We start from the raw sequence: 16,619 nt of genomic DNA on the forward strand, positions 1-16,619 counted from the left end.
AATTCAGCGATCAGTATAGTGCAATATAAGCCCAAAATATTTTGGGCTTTTTTTATGAAAATGTCACAAAATTGAAGCATACTTATGACTATACAAATAACGTCTTAAAATCATGGGTTGATTATGAATACGGCGGCACAGACTCCATTAGAGCCAGTTGAATATACTTATAATGATCGATTTATTAATCGTGAACTTTCTATTTTAGATTTCCATTTACGTGTTCTTGAGCAAGCTGTCGATCCGTTGCATCCATTGCTAGAACGCATGAATTTCTTGCTGATCTTTTCAAGAAATTTAGATGAGTTCTTTGAAATTCGTGTTGCGGGTATGTTGGAACAGTTGGATTTGGGGAATGAAAGTCATACCCCTGATGGCCTAACCCCAAAACAGGTTTTGGAGCAAATTTCGCAAACAACACATGCTGCAATTGAACGCCAATACCGTATTTTAAATGAAGAAATCTTAGCCAAGTTACGTGAAGAAGACATATGTTTCTTGCGTCGTGGTGAGCTAACCCCAGCCCAATCTTCTTGGGTGAAAAAGTATTTCCAAGAACAGGTTGCCCCTGTATTAACCCCGATTAGTTTAGATCCAGCACATCCTTTCCCACGTTTAGTTAACAAGAGTTTGAATTTCATTGTGACTTTGGAAGGTAAAGATGCCTTTGGTCGTCAAATTGATTTAGCTGTTGTACCCGCACCACGTTCATTGCCACGTGTTGTACGTTTACCAGATGAGTTGACGGGTGGCAAAGAACACCATGTCATGCTATCTGCAATTATTCATGAGCATGTTTCCGACCTATTCCCAGGAATGACTGCAACGGGTTGTTATCAGTTCCGTGTAACGCGGAATGCGGACTTGGCTTTAAATGAAGATGTAGAGGATTTAGCGAAAGCATTAAAAGGTGAGCTAAATTCACGTCGTTTTGGTCGTGCGGTACGCTTGGAAGTGACTGAAAACTGTCCTAAACATATTTATGACTACTTGCTTGATGAATTCGATTTAGATGAAGAGCAGTTGTACAAAGTGGATGGTCCAGTAAATTTGGCACGATTATTGTCAAATTTTAAACGTCCTCATTTACGCTATGATTCACATACACCTGTGATTCCAAAAGTATTGAAAAAAGCTGAAAACATTTTTTCAGCGATGCAAAAGCAAGACATTTTATTGCACCATCCGTTTGAATCCTTTGCTCCAGTCATTAACTTTTTGCGTGAAGCTGCACGAGATCCACAAGTTCTAGCGATTAAGCAAACGTTGTACCGAAGTGGAGCCGATTCTGAGATTGTACAAGTCTTGGCAGAGGCAGCGCGGAATGGTAAAGAAGTCACCGCGGTGATTGAGTTACGTGCTCGTTTTGATGAAGAGTCGAATATTGCAGTGGCCAATGTTTTACAAGAAGCAGGTGCTGTGGTGGTGTATGGTATTGTCGGGTATAAGACACATGCCAAAATGATTTTAGTCGTCCGCCGTGAAAATAATAAATTGGTACGCTATGTCCATTTAGGTACAGGAAATTACCATGCGGGTAATGCCCGTATTTATACCGACTATGGTTTACTCACAACAGACAAAGAACTGTGTGAAGATGTACATCGCATTTTCCAAGAGTTGACAGGTATGGGCAAAATGGCAAAGTTGAAAAAACTTTTGCATGCACCATTTACGCTACATGCGCAATTAATCAATTTTATTGACGATGAAATTGCCAATGCCAAAGCAGGAAAACCTGCACAGATTATTGTGAAAGTGAATGCGCTAACGGAAGTGCAATTGATTAATAAATTGTATGAGGCTTCACAGGCTGGTGTTCAAATAGACCTGATTATTCGTTCAATTTGTTGCTTGCGTCCAGGGTTACCAGGCTTGTCTGAAAATATTCGTGTGCGGTCTATTGTAGGACGCTTCTTGGAACATACACGTGTTTACTATTTTAGTAATAATGGTAATCCGCATGTGTATTGTTCGAGTGCGGATTGGATGGATCGTAACTTGTTTAACCGTGTTGAGGCATGTTTCCCAATTGAAGATCCAGCATTGAAAAAGCGGATTTATCAACAAGGTTTACTCAACTATCTAAAAGATAATCAGCAAGCATGGTTATTAAAAGGGGATGGTTCATGGGTACGTGCTCAAGTCGCCGAAGGGGAAGAACCACATAATGCCCAACGTACTTTGTTAGAAATTATTAAATAGCAGTCAAAAGAAAGAGCCTCAAGTAGGCTCTTTCTTATTTATGGGTTAAATGTCGGTAAATCGATTTGATCCGTCCTTCTACGCTGTAAAGCGGAATTCCGAGTTGATGTGCGATTTCTCGAGTATTGAGCTGCTTAGCAAGTAAAGATAGAATTTCTAACTCTATATCACTGAATAATTGATTTGGTGTTTCTTTAAATTGGTTAATGAATTGCCGAGCTTGGTTTTGAGTTTGCGCATTAAGAATATGCTGTGCCAATTCACTGTGTAAGGTGGCACCGCCTCTTAAAATTGTTCTGATCTGCTGTAAAATTTCTCGGTCAGTCTGTTCTATAAAAAAGTAACCATGTGCACCCGACTGAATGCCACGGAAAATTTGCTCGGTTTGTCCCTGTGGTGCCATCAAAATAATAATGACATAAGGATGGTACGCTTTTAGTGAACGTATTAAATCGTGTAAAGGCACTTGAGTAAAATTCAGATCGATCAGCGCAATATTGGGTAAATGCAAACGATAGATTTCAAGGGCATCATCTAGATAGGGTGTAGAGTGAATTAAGTGCGCAGGGTAGCCTAACTCCATCAATAATATTTTAAGGCGAAGGTCTAAATTTATTTCTTCTGAGAGAATTAATACTGGTGCTGGGAGTAAAAGCTCATTCACTATTATATTGTCCTAAACTTGAGCATCCAATTATCTTTTGACTGTGTTCTAAATGCCAAAAATGTTCTATACCTGTAAATTGGGATTTTTAATCTCTGCTGCTAGTGTAAGTATTTGTTGAATAAAAATTAATTGAAAATGGTTTTAATTTTGTTGTGAATTTTAGGTAATTTGTTGAGATTCTTTTTAGGGTAAATGTTCATCAATATTATTATTTAAGACAATTAAAGTAAATCTTTACGTAGTTCACGTGCACTAGGTATAGAAGTATAACGAAATACCGTGTAACCCGCTTCGGTAAGCATGGCGTCGCGTTGCTGGTCTTCATCTTCTTTACCAATATGACTTGGGTCATCCAATTCAACAATTGCAATGACTCTCATCTCACGATTCAACACCACAAAATCTGTGACCTTTCGATTGAATTGTTGACGTATTTTGAAATGGTTGCTTGTAATGAGGGCGCTAAAGGCAACTTGTGCCAAAATATGATGTTCAGGCAGTGCTTCATTCAGACGAATAAACATTTTCTGTTCAAAGGCTGTAATGAGGGGCTTTTTATAAAATTGCTGACGTTTCCAAAATAAATGTTGCAATAGCATCAAAAGCAAAACAGAACTTGCCAGACAGCCAATAATAAAAAACAGCGTTTGAATGGATGTAAACACAAATTGAACTCAATAAAAAACCCACTACAAAGTGAGTGGGTCTTTAAAATCTTGGCTCTCCAACCTGGGCTCGAACCAGGGACCTGCGGATTAACAGTCCGTCGCTCTACCGACTGAGCTATTGGAGAATCTGGAACGCATTTTAGGGGGCTAAGTCTAAGAGGTCAAGTAAAAAGTAAAAAAATTCCAATATTTTCAGTTAAATGAATTAAAAATAGACAAAAAGATTATTTAATATGCAGTATTGCTTCAATATAAGTGGCTTGCGTTTTGAGCGGATTGGCTTGGCGACATGAATTGATTAATTGCATGAGTTCTTGTTGAGTCATATTGGTATGAATTTGTTTTTGAATAGCGGTTAAGACGCTAGGGTTTTTCCCAGCTAAATCACGGCTACATTGATATAAGCGTTCATACATGAGGGCAGAAGCGGACTTATTATTTTCAGACTTTTGCGTGCATTGAAAGGCCGCAAAAATAACCACAATGATAATAATCCAAAAAATCAGGGATTTTAGCCAAGGCAGATTCATTCTTATTCTCTGTACTGTTGTTATGTGGTGAAGATATTAAAAATGCAATCGAAATACAAATTGCTATTAGATTGATTCTAAAATATAGGCAATAAAAAACCCACTACATAATGTGTGGGTTTTTTAGAATCTTGGCTCTTCCACCTGGGCTCGAACCAGGGACCTGCGGATTAACAGTCCGTCGCTCTACCGACTGAGCTATTGGAGAATCTGATGCGCATTTTAGGGAGGAAAGTAGGTGTCGTCAACCCGTTCCTGAAGATAATTGTTTTATTTGATTTATAATTATGCAGTTAAAGCCCAAAAACAAAAAAATCACCCGTAAAGGGTGATTTTTTATGCAGAAAAATAAAAATTATTTTTCAACACCAGCTGCTTGACCAGCATATTTCGCGTTTGCATAGTCCCAGTTCACTAGGCTTTCTAAGAAAGTTGTGATGTATTTAGGACGAGCATTGCGGAAATCGATGTAGTAAGCATGTTCCCAAACGTCAATTGTTAATACTGCAACTTTACCGTGAGCAAGTGGAGTATCTGCATTTGAAGTTTTCATGATAGAAAGCGCGCCATTTACTTCGTCAGCAACTAACCAAGCCCAGCCAGAACCGAACTGAGTTGTCGCTGCAGCAGCAAACTCTTCAGCAAATTTTTCATATGAACCAAAAGTTTCATCAATTTTTGCTGCTAATGCGCCAGTCGCTTTACCGCCACCGTTTTTAGCCATACAGTTCCAGTAGAACGTGTGGTTCCAAACCTGAGCTGCATTGTTGAAAACACCTACTTTAGCTGCATCACCAGCAGAAGCTTTGATGATTTCTTCTAAAGTTTTACCTTCAAGGTCAGTGCCTTTGATTAAGTTGTTTAAGTTAACAACATAAGTATTGTGGTGTTTGTCGTGATGGTATTCTAAAGTTTCTTTGCTGATATGAGGAGCAAGATCTTCATAGCCATATGGAAGTGCTGGTAAAGTGATCGTTGTCATGATTTCAATTCCTTGCATTTTGCTGGGTTTTGACATTAAGTGGCACTATTGTAAAGGATTCTAGGCTAAATTTGCGCAATACTTTTAAATAACAATACAGAATAACGCTCGAATTTATACGTATATAAAAAATACTATAAATCTAATCATACTGCTTTAAATCCATATTTTAAGTAAGGAAAATTTGCTAAGCCCAAATTAAATCGGATTGTTTAATTCGAAATAACTATACTCAAGATTGAACTGTTGTGAAACAGCTTGTCCTAGGCGTTGTACACCATAGCGTTCAGTCGCATGATGTCCGCAAGCGTAATAATGAACATCCAATTCCTTCGCTTCATAATACGTTCGTTCACTCACTTCTCCAGATATGTAGGCATCACAAAGTTGATCGGCAGCTTTGCTAATAAAGTCTTGTGCAGCGCCTGTACAGAAACCCACTTTCTGAATGGTTTTCTTATTCGTATTTAAATGAATAGTGTTAAAGCCTAAACGTTCTGTGAGGATTTGTTTAAAAGACTCTGGAGAAATTGCTTGTTTTAAATAACCTATGTTGCCAATAGGGTGACGTTCCGAAGGATCTAAAGCCTCAATATTTTCCAATTCTAAAATTTCAGCAATTGCAGCATTATTGCCGAGTATTGGGTGTGAATCTAAAGGGAGGTGATAAGCGACTAATGAAATATCGTTGCGGATCAGCTTCTTAATACGATCTCCACGCATTCCTGTAATTGGGTAGGGTTCGCCTTTCCAAAAGTAACCATGATGCACTAAAAGTAGATCAGCTTGCTGTGCAATCGCAGCATCAATTGCCTCTTGAGAAGCAGTGACTGCGCAGAGAATTTTTTTAACTTCAGAGCATCCTTCAATTTGTAAACCATTGGGCGCATAGTCTTTAAATTCTTGGGTTTTTAAAGTGTCATTACACCATTGCAGAATTTCTTGCAGAGTTGCCATAAAAGTCTCTTAAGTTACGAATTAATATCATCAAAATATACTTTAAATTGTAACTAAAGCATCACAAAACTCTTGCATGAATTTTGTGTATCGAACTGTATTTGCCTTTACAATAAGCATAAATTCTTCGTTATTAAGAAATTAAAATATTTTAAGAGGATAGAAACGTGCGCCGGACCTTTACATGGTTACCTTGGGTGTTACTCATTATTGTGATTATTGGTTTTATTGCATGGCAACAATACCAAAAACCAAAAGCGCCAGTTGCACCTGATGGCGTAAAAATGCCTGCTGAAAAAGTTGAACCGTTGATTGATACATCCAGAACGGGTGGGGTAGTGTCTTATAGTGCAGCGGTAAAAGTTGCTGCACCTGCGGTGGTAAATATTTTTACCACACAGAAAGTTAAGCAACTTGATCACCCACTCATGAATGACCCAGCATTCAGAGAGTTTTTTGGTAATCAACTTCCAGAACAATTAAATCCTGAACAAAATGAAAATAGTCTGGGTTCTGGGGTGATTGTCCGTCCGGATGGTTATATTTTAACTAATAATCATGTTATCTCTCAGGCCGATCAAATTATTGTTGCTCTTCAAGATGGTCGACGTGCTGCTGCTAAAATTATTGGGACAGATCCTGATACTGATTTAGCTGTGATTAAAATTGAGCTGGATAAACTGCCTGTATTACCTTTTAAGCTGAGTGGTAACGAAGTGGGGGATGTTGTACTAGCGATTGGTAACCCATTTGGTGTTGGTCAAACTGTAACGCAAGGGATTATCTCTGCAACAGGACGTTCAGATTTGGGTATTAATACTTATGAAGATTTTATTCAAACAGATGCAGCGATTAATCCTGGTAACTCAGGTGGAGCTTTGATTGATGTGGCAGGTAACTTGATTGGGGTTAATACTGCTATTTTCTCGCAATCAGGTGGCTCATTGGGTATTGGTTTTGCTATTCCTGCAAAAGTCTGTCAGCAAGTGCTTAATTCAATTTTGAAAGATGGACGTGTGGTTCGTGGTTGGTTAGGTATTAGCTTAATGCCTGTACAGCAAGAAAACATTATGGCACCGAAACAGGCAGGTGTGGTGGTTGCAGACGTATTGAAAAATGGACCTGCAGCTCAAGCAGGATTATTAAAAGGCGATAAAATTACTCAAGTGAATGAGGAAAAAATTACCTCGGCATCGCATTTGATTAATTATGTAGCATTGCAAGCCCCAAATAGTACTATCAAAATTCAAGTTGAACGTGCTGGTAAGCCATTAACTCTGGATGTAGTGGTTGGGGAGCGCAAAGTTCAGAATTCTGATTCGCAATATATTCCATTACCGCAAAGATAAATGTTCTAAAAAAAGCTCCTGAAAAGGGGCTTTTTTTAGGCCTAGGGTAAACTTACTTAGGCGAATTGATAAGGACGTTTTACTTCATTCGTTTATTCATTTATGGTCAAATACAGCGTGAGAATATAAAGCAATATAGGGAAACACCATGACAAATCCAATGATGCATCAGGTCGTGATTACCGAAGTAGGTGGACCAGAAAAATTAGCCATTGAGCAAACTACAGTGCCAGAACCTAAAGCCGATGAGGTTTTAGTGCAAGTCCATGCTTTTGGATTGAATCGACCAGATATTTTGCAGCGTCAAGGTTTATACCCAATGCCGAAAGGCGTGACCCCTGTGCCAGGTTTAGAAGTTGCTGGTGAAGTTGTTGCAGTTGGATCGGATGTTCAAAAGTTTAAAGTTGGTGATCAGGTGTGTGGTTTAACCAATGGTGGTGGTTATGCTGAATATTGTGTTGTGCCTGAAAGCCAAACTTTAAATATTCCAACGGGCCTAAGTTATGTACAGGCTGCCGCAATTCCAGAAACATTTTTTACCGTATGGGCTAATGTGTTTCAAATGGGTAAAGCTAAAGCAGGAGAAACAGTACTCATTCATGGTGGCACTAGCGGTATTGGGACCACAGCATTAATGTTGTGTAATGCACTGGGTCTGAAGACCTTTGCAACCGTTGGTTCGGATGAAAAAGTTCATGCCATTGCTCACTTAACAGATGCAATTAATTATAAAACGCAAAATTTTGAAAGTTATATTTTAGAAAAAACCGATCAGGCAGGAGTTGATGTCATTTTAGATATTGTGGGTGCACCTTATCTTGAACAAAATTTGAATTTATTACGTAAAGATGGCCGTTTGGTTTATATCGCCTTCCTTGGTGGAGCAAAAGCCAAAGAGGTCAAGCTTGGTCAAATTATGATGAAGCGTTTGACCATTACTGGTTCAACTATGCGTGCGCGAAATACGGCTGAGAAAGCAGAGATTAGCCAAGGTTTACAAGAGCATGTTTGGCCGTTGTTGGAGCAAGGTCAATGCGTTCCGATGATTTACAAAACTTTTAAGTTTGACCAAATTCAAGATGCACATCGTGCTATGGATACAGGTGAGCATATTGGTAAAATCGTGGTTGAAGTCATTTAATCAAGAGCATGATTGATCGTGAAGTGAGCTTGAATATTGTGTAATGCGCATATATTGAAGCTTCTCCTCATGTTGCATGGCTACACATCAAGTTAAGACTGCTCTTTATGTTGGAAATATGAGAGAATACCCAATTCCTTTTAATGTAAATGAGCAGTGCATGACTGAACAATCTCCTGAGCAATTAAGTGATATCGAAATTTTAGACATCTTAAAGTCTATGAAAAACGATAAGCTCAATGTTGAAGCCAATCAAATCATTCGTGATGGAGGCAAGGCTGGACGTCAGGAAGCACACAAACAAGCTTTAGTAGCATTACATCAATCTTTTGAAGAGAAATTCGTTGAAGCGGTAACTTTGGCGTTACATTTGAATTCGACTCAAGCGAAAAAAATTCGCTATAAAAAAGACCGTATTCGTATTTTAAAAGCGCAAGGGATTGATTATTTAGCAATTGATGGTGCTGAAACTGCACAAGTTCTGGCTCAAATTGCGCAAGCGATTACTCGTGAAGATGCCACAGTTACTGAAGATTTACATAATGTTTTCCCTTTCTGGAAGCAAGGTTGGCCAATGGTACAGTTCGACAATGCATACAAAATTCTAGAAGATGATATTTTGATCCACTATCAAGCTGTTTTAGAGGCTTTATTAGAAAAGTATTAATCTTTTAATAAGCCTTAAAAATAAAAAAGAGCAGCATGAGTTGCTCTTTTTTTGGGGGAAGTTTTAATGCCAATGTTAAATGAAGTGAAAATATTTCAAAAATTACAGCGGTGACCAGCATCAGAAAGCAAATAACAACAGCTCCCTTGATTGTGAATTTTTAGTGTTCACCAAAATGGATTACTGCTAGCCCACACAATAAATAAGTTGATAGGACTAAAGGTGGCAAGAGATGTATTGATTGTCCAGCAATTGTCAAACACGCCCATTTCCACAAAGCTAATACCATATACCTAATAGCTTCCGACAGTGTGTGACAGTGTGTGACAGTGTGTGCAAGACGCAAAAATAGAAAGCATCGTTTTGACATCAAAAGGTAAAGGTGTATTAGTGATTGCATGGATTGGAATCAAATGGTGTACCATACTTTAAGGCAATCACCTTTGAGTGTGTTCGCTTTATTTAATATTGAAGTGAAATCAGTCGTATTTAAATCATGCTGATTTTTAAATATTTTTAACAACCCCATTCTTTTTTCTATTCAATAAAATACATTTATCTAATATGTCTAGGTGCAAAATTGCTATGGACGAGTATTGAATGAATGTAAAAAAGCCTTACAGGGTTTGTAAGGCTTTAGCTATGAAGAACAGCTAGCACTTATTCTTGTGGTTCTGTGTCACTTGCATCTTTAGGTTCTGGAAGCAAGCGAGTCACTAACAGCTGGTCGATCTTAAAATGGTCTACATCCACCACTTCAAATTTATAACCACCAAAAATTACGACATCCGCAGGGCGTGGAATTTTACGTAAGCGGTACATCATAAAGCCAGCGAGTGTTTCGTAGTTTTCTTCATCAGGCATTTCATCAATTTCGAGAGCATGTTTCATATCCTCAATGGGGGTGCTGCCATCAATCAACCATGAATTATCATCGCGCTTAATAATTTGTTGCTCTGCTTCAATCGGGGTAACCCAGTCACCCATGACTGTAATCATAATATCAGAGAGGGTAATGACACCGACGACCAATGCATATTCATTAATAACAACCGCAAATTTCTCCTTACTCGCACGGAATCGATCAAGTACTTCAGAAAGCGTTAAGGTATCTGGAATAGTGAGTACATTACGAATAGTCGATTCATTGAGTTGATTAATTTTTTGGTTATTGAGGATGCGAACCAAAATATCTTTAGCATCGACATAACCAATCACTTGATCAATATTTTCATTACAAACGAGAAATTTGGAATATGGGTATTCAGCCAGTTTTTGTCGAATACTGTCTTCTGCTTCATTTAAGGTGAAGTAAATGACATTTTCACGTGTAGTCATACTTGATGGGACATTGCGTTCTTCAAGTTCAAGCACATTTTCAATAAAGTGATGTTCTTGCTTTAATAATACACCTGCTTGTGCACCTGCATCCATGACAGCAGAAATATCATCAAAAGTGATGTTGTCATCACGGATAGTATTCACCTTAAATAAGCGGAAGAGCAGATTTGCAAGGGTATTAATGATCCAAGCCAAAGGTTTGCAAACTTTAATAAAAACTTGAATTGGATTAATGACTGCTATGGAGATTTTTTCAGGTGCAATCATCGCCAAACGTTTTGGCATTAAATCGGCAAATAGGATGAATAATGATGTGACTAAGGTAAATGAAAGTGCAAAGCTGATGCTCTCTGCCCAAGCACCAGAGTAAAAACGCGAAACAAAATTTAGAAAATAAGGTCGAAAAGCCCCTTCACCTAAAATACCACCCAAAATCGCGACTGCATTTAGACCAATTTGAGACGCTGCAAAAAAGTCAGCAGAATTTTCCTGTAAGTCTAAAACTTTCTGTGCTCGTTCTTCGCCTGCTTCAGCCAGAATTTTTAATTTGACTTTGCGCGCACCTGCAAGTGCAATTTCTGTCAGAGACAGAAATCCCGCTCCTGCAATCAGAAGGGCAATGATTATAATATTCTGGAACAGACTCACGAAATCCACCTGCGGATCATCATTATTATGAAATATTTTTAACACAAAAAAGCACTAGGGGAATAATTGAATTATGCCCGAAGTGCTAACAGTATAATCTTAAAAAAGAAGAATTTAAGAAAAATCTAATTAATAATGTGAAAATTGTGAGTTATTTAATAAAAATTCACGATTTTCTTCTTCGATCATTTGGCGTGCAACATACAAAATCAATTGGCGTAACCAACGATGTGCTGGATGATGGTGTAACAGCGGGCACCATGCCATTTTTAACTCGAATTCGGGAATATAGAACGGAGGATCTTTGATTAATAAATGCTGGCTCTTGGCCTGAAGGCGAGCAATACGTGTGGGCAAAGTCGCAATCAAATCTACATTTGATGCTAATAGCGCTGGCATTTGATAATGGCGCGTAAATACAGAAATTTTACGTTTTTGTCCGATACGTTCTAAGGCTTGATCAATCCAACCTAACCCAGCTTGTTTTTCAGGATTTACCCCAAAACCTACGCCCATCCCAGTTTTTGACACCCAAATATGTTGCGCATCAAGATAACTTTTTAAGTTTAAGTTTGATGCAGCTGGATGTTTACCATTCAGTAAACAAGAAAAACTGTCACGCCATACTAAAACTTGGTGGAAGCTTTGCGGAATTTCGTTGAATCGGTTAATCGCTAAATCAACTTTACCTTGTTCCATGTCACGATAGGAAACGTCACTTGGGGTAAGAAAGTCTAAAACAACATTCGGCGCTTCTGAACGCAAAGCTTTAACTAAACGAGGAACTAAGGTCGCTTCGGCATAGTCCGAAGTCATGATGCGAAAAACACGATTAGATGTATAAGGACGGAACTCTGTACGCGGTTCTAAAATCATGGAAAGGTCAGACAACGCATCGCGAATTCGCGGCTGTAATTCAAGCGCACGTTCAGTCGGTGTCATGCCTTCAGAAGAACGAATCAATAGAGGGTCATTAAAGAGATTACGAAGACGACGTAAGATGTTACTCATTGCAGGTTGGGTAACGCCCAATTGTTCTGCTGCGCGTGTGACATTTTTCTCACGCAATAATACATCAAGATAAATGAGTAAATTAAGGTCGACCCGCTCCAGATTCATAAAATAAATACCAAGAATAAACTTATGAAATTATGTTGATTATGCCATAAGCGATAAGGCTTGTGTAGAAAATATGATGAAAAAAAGCTGGAGGGAGGAGAACGGATTGGGAATGAATAGTAAAGTAAACCGACTAAAAATGAAAGTTAAAAGCCTTAAAAAGATCAAGAAATAGCAATTATGATTGAAGAGTTTAAATAAGCTAAAAATTATGATTTTATGGCTTAAATCGGTGTCCAAAATGGGAATCATCGAGTTTATATTTTATACATATGTATTTAAATGATTGGGCGGAAAACTATTGAATAAAGTCGCCAAAACTAAGCTCAAAATCTTAAATAAAAGGGGTGCAAGACTTAAGTCTAATGATTGTTTTTTAATCCAATTTCGCAATTTGTAAGAAATAATATTTTTTTGGAAATTAAATAAATATTTAAATAACAATACTTTGCTTAATGTTTGATTGCTTATAATACGACTTTGATCTACATATTTTTTTAAAAAATACCGAAAATTACTTGAGGATATTGGATTAATTTTATAACTCAATCTAATCTGTATTCATCGTAATGAAGTGTAGTAAATCTGAACAAAAATCATTATTCGGATTCTAATGCTTCAATTGATGAAATCCTAATATTATTACAGGAAAATATCATGACTACATACCAAACAGCGATTGATGCAATCCGCGAATTAAAAGCAAAATTCGGTAACACATGGGCAGACATCAGTCCTGAAGATGCTGCGCGTATGCAATTACAAAACCGTTTCAAAACTGGTTTAGACATTGCTAAATACACAGCGGCGATTATGCGTCGTGATATGGCTGCTTATGATGCCGATTCTAGCAAATACACTCAATCATTAGGTTGCTGGCATGGTTTCATCGCACAACAAAAAATGATTGCGAACAAAAAATACTTCGGTACAACTGAACGTCGCTACATCTACCTTTCTGGTTGGATGGTTGCTGCTCTTCGTTCAGAATTCGGTCCACTTCCTGACCAATCTATGCACGAAAAAACTTCTGTTCCTGCATTGATCGAAGAAATCTATACTTTCTTACGTCAAGCTGACGCGAAAGAATTAAACGATTTATTCCGCGCACTTAAAAAAGCTCAAGAAGCTGGTGATACTGCTAAAGCTGCTGAAATCACTGCTCAAATCGACAACTTTGAAACTCACGTTGTGCCAATTATTGCTGACATCGACGCTGGTTTTGGTAACGAAGAAGCAACTTACTTACTTGCTAAGAAAATGATCGAAGCTGGTGCTTGTGCGCTTCAAATTGAAAACCAAGTATCTGATGCGAAACAATGTGGTCACCAAGCTGGTAAAGTAACTGTTCCACACGAAGACTTCATCGCTAAAATCCACGCATTACGTTATGCATTCTTAGAAATGGGTCTTGACGACGGTATCATCGTTGCACGTACTGACTCTGAAGGCGCTGACTTGACTCAAAAAATCCCAGTGGTTAAAGAGCCAGGCGACATCGCTTCTCAATATATCAGCTATTTAGATACTGTTGAAATTGATATTGCTGATGCTCAAGAAGATGAAATCTTGATCAAACGTGATGGTAAATTACACCGTCCTAAGCGTTTAGCTTCTGGTTTATATCAATTCCGTGAAGGTACTCAAATTGACCGTGTTGTGCTTGACTGTGTAACTAGCTTACAAAACGGTGCTGACCTTCTTTGGATTGAGACTGCAACTCCAAACGTTGAAGAAATCGCTCACATGGTGAACCGTGTTAAAGAAACAATTCCAAATGCGAAACTTGTTTACAACAACTCGCCATCTTTCAACTGGACTTTAAACTTCCGTCAACAAGCTTACGATCGTTGGGTTGCTGAAGGTAAAGACGTATCTGCATACGACCGTGCTAAATTAATGAGCGCTGAGTATGACAACTCTGAATTGGCTGCTGAAGCTGATGAAAAAGTACGTACATTCCAGGCTGATGCTTCTCGTGAAGCAGGTGTGTTCCATCACTTGATCACACTTCCGACTTACCATACTGCTGCTCTTTCTACTCATGAGCTTGCACAAGGTTACTTCGGTTCTGAAGGTATGTTGGCTTATGTTGCTGGCGTACAACGTAAAGAAATCCGTGGTGGTATCGCTTGTGTTAAACACCAAGCAATGGCGGGTTCTGACATCGGTGATGATCACAAAGAAATCTTCTCTGGTGACAACGCTCTTAAAGCGCACGATGATGCTAAAAACACAATGAACCAATTCGCTGCTCACTAAGTCGCGATCTGATTCAAAAAACCCTGCATACGCAGGGTTTTTTAATGGAAAATTTTAAATAAAAATTACTTTAGTTGATTGCTTTATTTAAGATGTAATGTTCAGCCAAGTTCCCTTCAATTTTCTTACCATCTTGGTCAAGTGCATAAAGTCGATTTTCTGCAATAAAGTATTTGCGCTGATCACCATTTTTATCCAATGTAATGACACTACCACTATTGTCAAAACTGAATTGACCTTTAGCGTTAAATGGATTGTTATCACCTTTACCCAAGTATGTTTCAGTTAAGTGATAGGTTGAATCGGCATTTAAAACTAATAAGGTCTTAATGCCTTCACAGTCCGCGCAAGGCAATATACCCTGATAATCTCCAGCCCAGTCTAAAGAATTTTGGGCATTATGTGCAGAATCAATTTCGGCTGAAGAGGCAACTTTAGCTTCAGGTGTTGCAGTGTTTACTTCAGCATTTTGAGTGGGTTTAGAGCAAGCAGCTAATGCACAAGTAGTTAATAGTGTAGCAATCAGTGTTTTATTCATCATTAGATTCCCAGTATTGTCATAGAGTAAATAGTTAATTGATTTTATGACCAAAAGGTAAAATAAATTATTTGATAAATAACTAAAATATTTAAAATGTAAAACAAAGTAGCATTGTGTAATGTGCCTTACCCACCAGTAACCAAGTTGAATTCAGGTGTCCTAGCATTGATCGAATGGTATTGAAGAGACATTTGCTTACAAATGAAATGTGCTGTGGCAGTGAACAGTACTATGGCGTGAATAAGAATTAATTGGTTATTTATCTATATTTTCCGTAGTTTAATGTCTAAAAAATTACATGATGAAAATCATTCAATAATTAAAATTTTGAGCTAAAAAGCGGTAATAAACAATTTATACATTTATATATTAATGGGGCGATTTTTAATCAATTGGTACTTTTTTTATTCGATTAGACTGGTAGAATTCGCTGTCTTTTTTTGTTGGTTTTGGTGTTGCTGTGTTTGAGAAATTGGCTGAACAATCTTTGGCATTGATGGGGTGGAAGACAGATAATCAATGGCCTGAGCATTTAGATCAATGTGTCATGATTGCTGCACCGCACACCAGTAATTGGGATGCTCTTTACGCGCGTTTAGCTTTGAAAGCCCTTGGGGTCAATGTTCGTTTAACGATCAAGGATAGTTATATGAAATTACCTTTTGGTCCTTTTGTACGAGCAATGGGTGGAATTGGCATTAATCGTCGTCCTAAAAATGAAGGCGAAGCTCGACCAAGTATGGTGGAGTTAATGACGGATTTGTTTAAAATACATCCTAAATTAGTGATGCTTGTTACACCTGAAGGTACGCGTTCAAAACAGGAACAATGGAAAACGGGTTTTTATCATGTGGCTGTTAAGGCGGGTGTACCGATTGCCTTGGCCTATATGGATTATGAAAAAAAAGAAGCGGGTGTTGGTAAGATTGTTTACCCAACAGGTAATTATGAGCAGGACATGCAAGAAATTATGCAATTCTATGCTGATATTCAGCCTAAATTTCCAGAAAAATTCAGTGTTGATACCCGCTATTTGAATCAACAAGATGCTTAAAATAATTGAGCAAACAAAAAGCGAGGATAGTATTGTTATCCTCGCTTTTTTATTATTAGTGTGAATGCAGCTACTGGCTTATGCCACCGAGTGACTGACAAGCTTCTTTATAATGTTCATATTCAGCCGAAATGACCTCAGGTAGTGGCTCATGAAACAGAATGTCACCATCTTTGTAACTTTGAACATAAGCTTCAACTTTTTTTCTGGAGTTACCTAATGCATATTCATAATAATTAATGATAGGGCTATGCATCATCTGGCTAGATTCAATATTGTGGCATTGAAAATGTTCGAGTAGTTTTTCAGCTTGTTTTATTTCTTTGCTGGTGCCAAAAGCGCAACCTGTGAACAGCAGGGCACAAGTAATGAAGGAAAGGCGTAACATGAGGAATTGCGTTTTATAAAAGTGCTCAGCATTCTACGTGCCAATCAAATGATATAAAATCTTTTTAATGTATAGATTTGATTCTTTGCCCGTAAAGTAA

Annotated in this window: 15 protein-coding genes and 2 tRNA genes; 6 read left to right on the forward strand and 11 right to left on the reverse strand. The window is 38.1% G+C overall.

Annotated elements, in window-relative coordinates:
• Nucleotides 1-123: 123 nt before the first annotated feature.
• Nucleotides 124-2,205 (forward strand): polyphosphate kinase 1, encoded by a 2,082-nt coding sequence (ppk1, locus tag F4W09_RS01140; RefSeq protein WP_151503747.1) that lies wholly within the window; start codon nucleotides 124-126, stop codon nucleotides 2,203-2,205.
• A gap of 34 nt (nucleotides 2,206-2,239) precedes the next feature.
• Here the strand turns inward: ppk1 and F4W09_RS01145 are convergent, their stop codons facing one another.
• The 7 genes from F4W09_RS01145 to F4W09_RS01175 all read right to left on the reverse strand — a co-directional run bounded on the left by F4W09_RS01145 (nucleotide 2,240) and on the right by F4W09_RS01175 (nucleotide 6,009).
• On the reverse strand, nucleotides 2,240-2,869 hold the full coding sequence (locus F4W09_RS01145) for a response regulator transcription factor (protein WP_151503748.1): 630 nt from the start codon (nucleotides 2,867-2,869) through the stop codon (nucleotides 2,240-2,242).
• A gap of 224 nt (nucleotides 2,870-3,093) precedes the next feature.
• Complete coding sequence (locus F4W09_RS01150) at nucleotides 3,094-3,537, reverse strand: DUF2726 domain-containing protein (RefSeq protein WP_044737381.1); 444 nt, start codon at nucleotides 3,535-3,537, stop codon at nucleotides 3,094-3,096.
• A gap of 52 nt (nucleotides 3,538-3,589) precedes the next feature.
• Nucleotides 3,590-3,665, reverse strand: a tRNA-Asn gene (locus F4W09_RS01155).
• 99 nt (nucleotides 3,666-3,764) lie between these two features.
• Nucleotides 3,765-4,070 (reverse strand): hypothetical protein, encoded by a 306-nt coding sequence (locus tag F4W09_RS01160; RefSeq protein WP_151503749.1) that lies wholly within the window; start codon nucleotides 4,068-4,070, stop codon nucleotides 3,765-3,767.
• Between the two features lie 132 nt (nucleotides 4,071-4,202).
• Nucleotides 4,203-4,272 (reverse strand) — tRNA-Asn (locus tag F4W09_RS01165).
• A gap of 153 nt (nucleotides 4,273-4,425) precedes the next feature.
• A complete protein-coding gene (locus F4W09_RS01170) occupies nucleotides 4,426-5,052 on the reverse strand; it encodes a superoxide dismutase SodB (RefSeq protein ID WP_016166897.1) in 627 nt (208 codons plus the stop codon).
• A gap of 198 nt (nucleotides 5,053-5,250) precedes the next feature.
• Nucleotides 5,251-6,009 (reverse strand): Nif3-like dinuclear metal center hexameric protein, encoded by a 759-nt coding sequence (locus tag F4W09_RS01175; protein ID WP_151503750.1) that lies wholly within the window; start codon nucleotides 6,007-6,009, stop codon nucleotides 5,251-5,253.
• 167 nt (nucleotides 6,010-6,176) lie between these two features.
• Here F4W09_RS01175 and F4W09_RS01180 point away from each other — a divergent pair, with 167 nt between their 5' ends.
• The 3 genes from F4W09_RS01180 to F4W09_RS01190 all read left to right on the forward strand — a co-directional run bounded on the left by F4W09_RS01180 (nucleotide 6,177) and on the right by F4W09_RS01190 (nucleotide 9,166).
• Nucleotides 6,177-7,358, forward strand: coding sequence for a S1C family serine protease (locus F4W09_RS01180; RefSeq protein ID WP_044739938.1), 1,182 nt, complete (start codon nucleotides 6,177-6,179; stop codon nucleotides 7,356-7,358).
• A 148-nt stretch (nucleotides 7,359-7,506) separates the two neighbouring features.
• Nucleotides 7,507-8,499, forward strand: a complete 993-nt coding sequence (locus F4W09_RS01185) for an NAD(P)H-quinone oxidoreductase (RefSeq protein ID WP_151503751.1) — start codon at nucleotides 7,507-7,509, stop codon at nucleotides 8,497-8,499.
• Nucleotides 8,500-8,659: 160 nt separating this feature from the next.
• On the forward strand, nucleotides 8,660-9,166 hold the full coding sequence (locus F4W09_RS01190) for a hypothetical protein (RefSeq protein WP_016166893.1): 507 nt from the start codon (nucleotides 8,660-8,662) through the stop codon (nucleotides 9,164-9,166).
• A gap of 660 nt (nucleotides 9,167-9,826) precedes the next feature.
• On the opposite strand, the gene paeA is transcribed toward F4W09_RS01190, so the two are convergent.
• Both paeA and F4W09_RS01200 read right to left on the reverse strand, forming a co-directional pair.
• On the reverse strand, nucleotides 9,827-11,155 hold the full coding sequence (gene paeA, locus F4W09_RS01195) for a polyamine export protein PaeA (RefSeq protein ID WP_016166892.1): 1,329 nt from the start codon (nucleotides 11,153-11,155) through the stop codon (nucleotides 9,827-9,829).
• Between the two features lie 129 nt (nucleotides 11,156-11,284).
• Nucleotides 11,285-12,274 (reverse strand): LysR family transcriptional regulator, encoded by a 990-nt coding sequence (locus F4W09_RS01200; RefSeq protein ID WP_016166891.1) that lies wholly within the window; start codon nucleotides 12,272-12,274, stop codon nucleotides 11,285-11,287.
• Between the two features lie 657 nt (nucleotides 12,275-12,931).
• Here F4W09_RS01200 and F4W09_RS01205 point away from each other — a divergent pair.
• Nucleotides 12,932-14,536 carry an isocitrate lyase gene (locus tag F4W09_RS01205; RefSeq protein ID WP_016166890.1) on the forward strand — a complete coding sequence of 535 codons (1,605 nt, stop codon included), beginning with the start codon at nucleotides 12,932-12,934 and terminating at the stop codon, nucleotides 14,534-14,536.
• 70 nt (nucleotides 14,537-14,606) lie between these two features.
• Here F4W09_RS01205 and F4W09_RS01210 read toward each other — a convergent pair whose 3' ends face one another.
• Nucleotides 14,607-15,074 (reverse strand): copper resistance protein NlpE, encoded by a 468-nt coding sequence (locus F4W09_RS01210; RefSeq protein ID WP_026440871.1) that lies wholly within the window; start codon nucleotides 15,072-15,074, stop codon nucleotides 14,607-14,609.
• 463 nt (nucleotides 15,075-15,537) lie between these two features.
• Here F4W09_RS01210 and F4W09_RS01215 point away from each other — a divergent pair, with 463 nt between their 5' ends.
• Nucleotides 15,538-16,131: a 1-acyl-sn-glycerol-3-phosphate acyltransferase gene (locus F4W09_RS01215; protein WP_151503752.1), complete on the forward strand. Its 594-nt coding sequence runs from the start codon at nucleotides 15,538-15,540 to the stop codon at nucleotides 16,129-16,131.
• A gap of 70 nt (nucleotides 16,132-16,201) precedes the next feature.
• Here the strand turns inward: F4W09_RS01215 and F4W09_RS01220 are convergent, their stop codons facing one another.
• On the reverse strand, nucleotides 16,202-16,519 hold the full coding sequence (locus F4W09_RS01220; RefSeq protein ID WP_151503753.1) for a hypothetical protein: 318 nt from the start codon (nucleotides 16,517-16,519) through the stop codon (nucleotides 16,202-16,204).
• Nucleotides 16,520-16,619 lie beyond the last annotated feature (100 nt).

The sequence above is a fragment of the Acinetobacter tandoii genome, from assembly GCF_008867985.1.
Taxonomy (GTDB): domain Bacteria; phylum Pseudomonadota; class Gammaproteobacteria; order Pseudomonadales; family Moraxellaceae; genus Acinetobacter; species Acinetobacter tandoii.

Coding starts and splice junctions, on each gene's coding strand:
- F4W09_RS01160 (WP_151503749.1), bottom strand. CDS start 4,070: ATGAATCTGCCTTGGCTAAAATCCCTGATTTTTTGGATTATTATCATT.
- F4W09_RS01170 (WP_016166897.1), bottom strand. CDS start 5,052: ATGACAACGATCACTTTACCAGCACTTCCATATGGCTATGAAGATCTT.
- F4W09_RS01185 (WP_151503751.1), top strand. CDS start 7,507: ATGACAAATCCAATGATGCATCAGGTCGTGATTACCGAAGTAGGTGGA.
- F4W09_RS01190 (WP_016166893.1), top strand. CDS start 8,660: ATGACTGAACAATCTCCTGAGCAATTAAGTGATATCGAAATTTTAGAC.
- F4W09_RS01175 (WP_151503750.1), bottom strand. CDS start 6,009: ATGGCAACTCTGCAAGAAATTCTGCAATGGTGTAATGACACTTTAAAA.
- F4W09_RS01220 (WP_151503753.1), bottom strand. CDS start 16,519: ATGTTACGCCTTTCCTTCATTACTTGTGCCCTGCTGTTCACAGGTTGC.
- F4W09_RS01205 (WP_016166890.1), top strand. CDS start 12,932: ATGACTACATACCAAACAGCGATTGATGCAATCCGCGAATTAAAAGCA.
- F4W09_RS01200 (WP_016166891.1), bottom strand. CDS start 12,274: ATGAATCTGGAGCGGGTCGACCTTAATTTACTCATTTATCTTGATGTA.
- F4W09_RS01210 (WP_026440871.1), bottom strand. CDS start 15,074: ATGAATAAAACACTGATTGCTACACTATTAACTACTTGTGCATTAGCT.
- ppk1 (WP_151503747.1), top strand. CDS start 124: ATGAATACGGCGGCACAGACTCCATTAGAGCCAGTTGAATATACTTAT.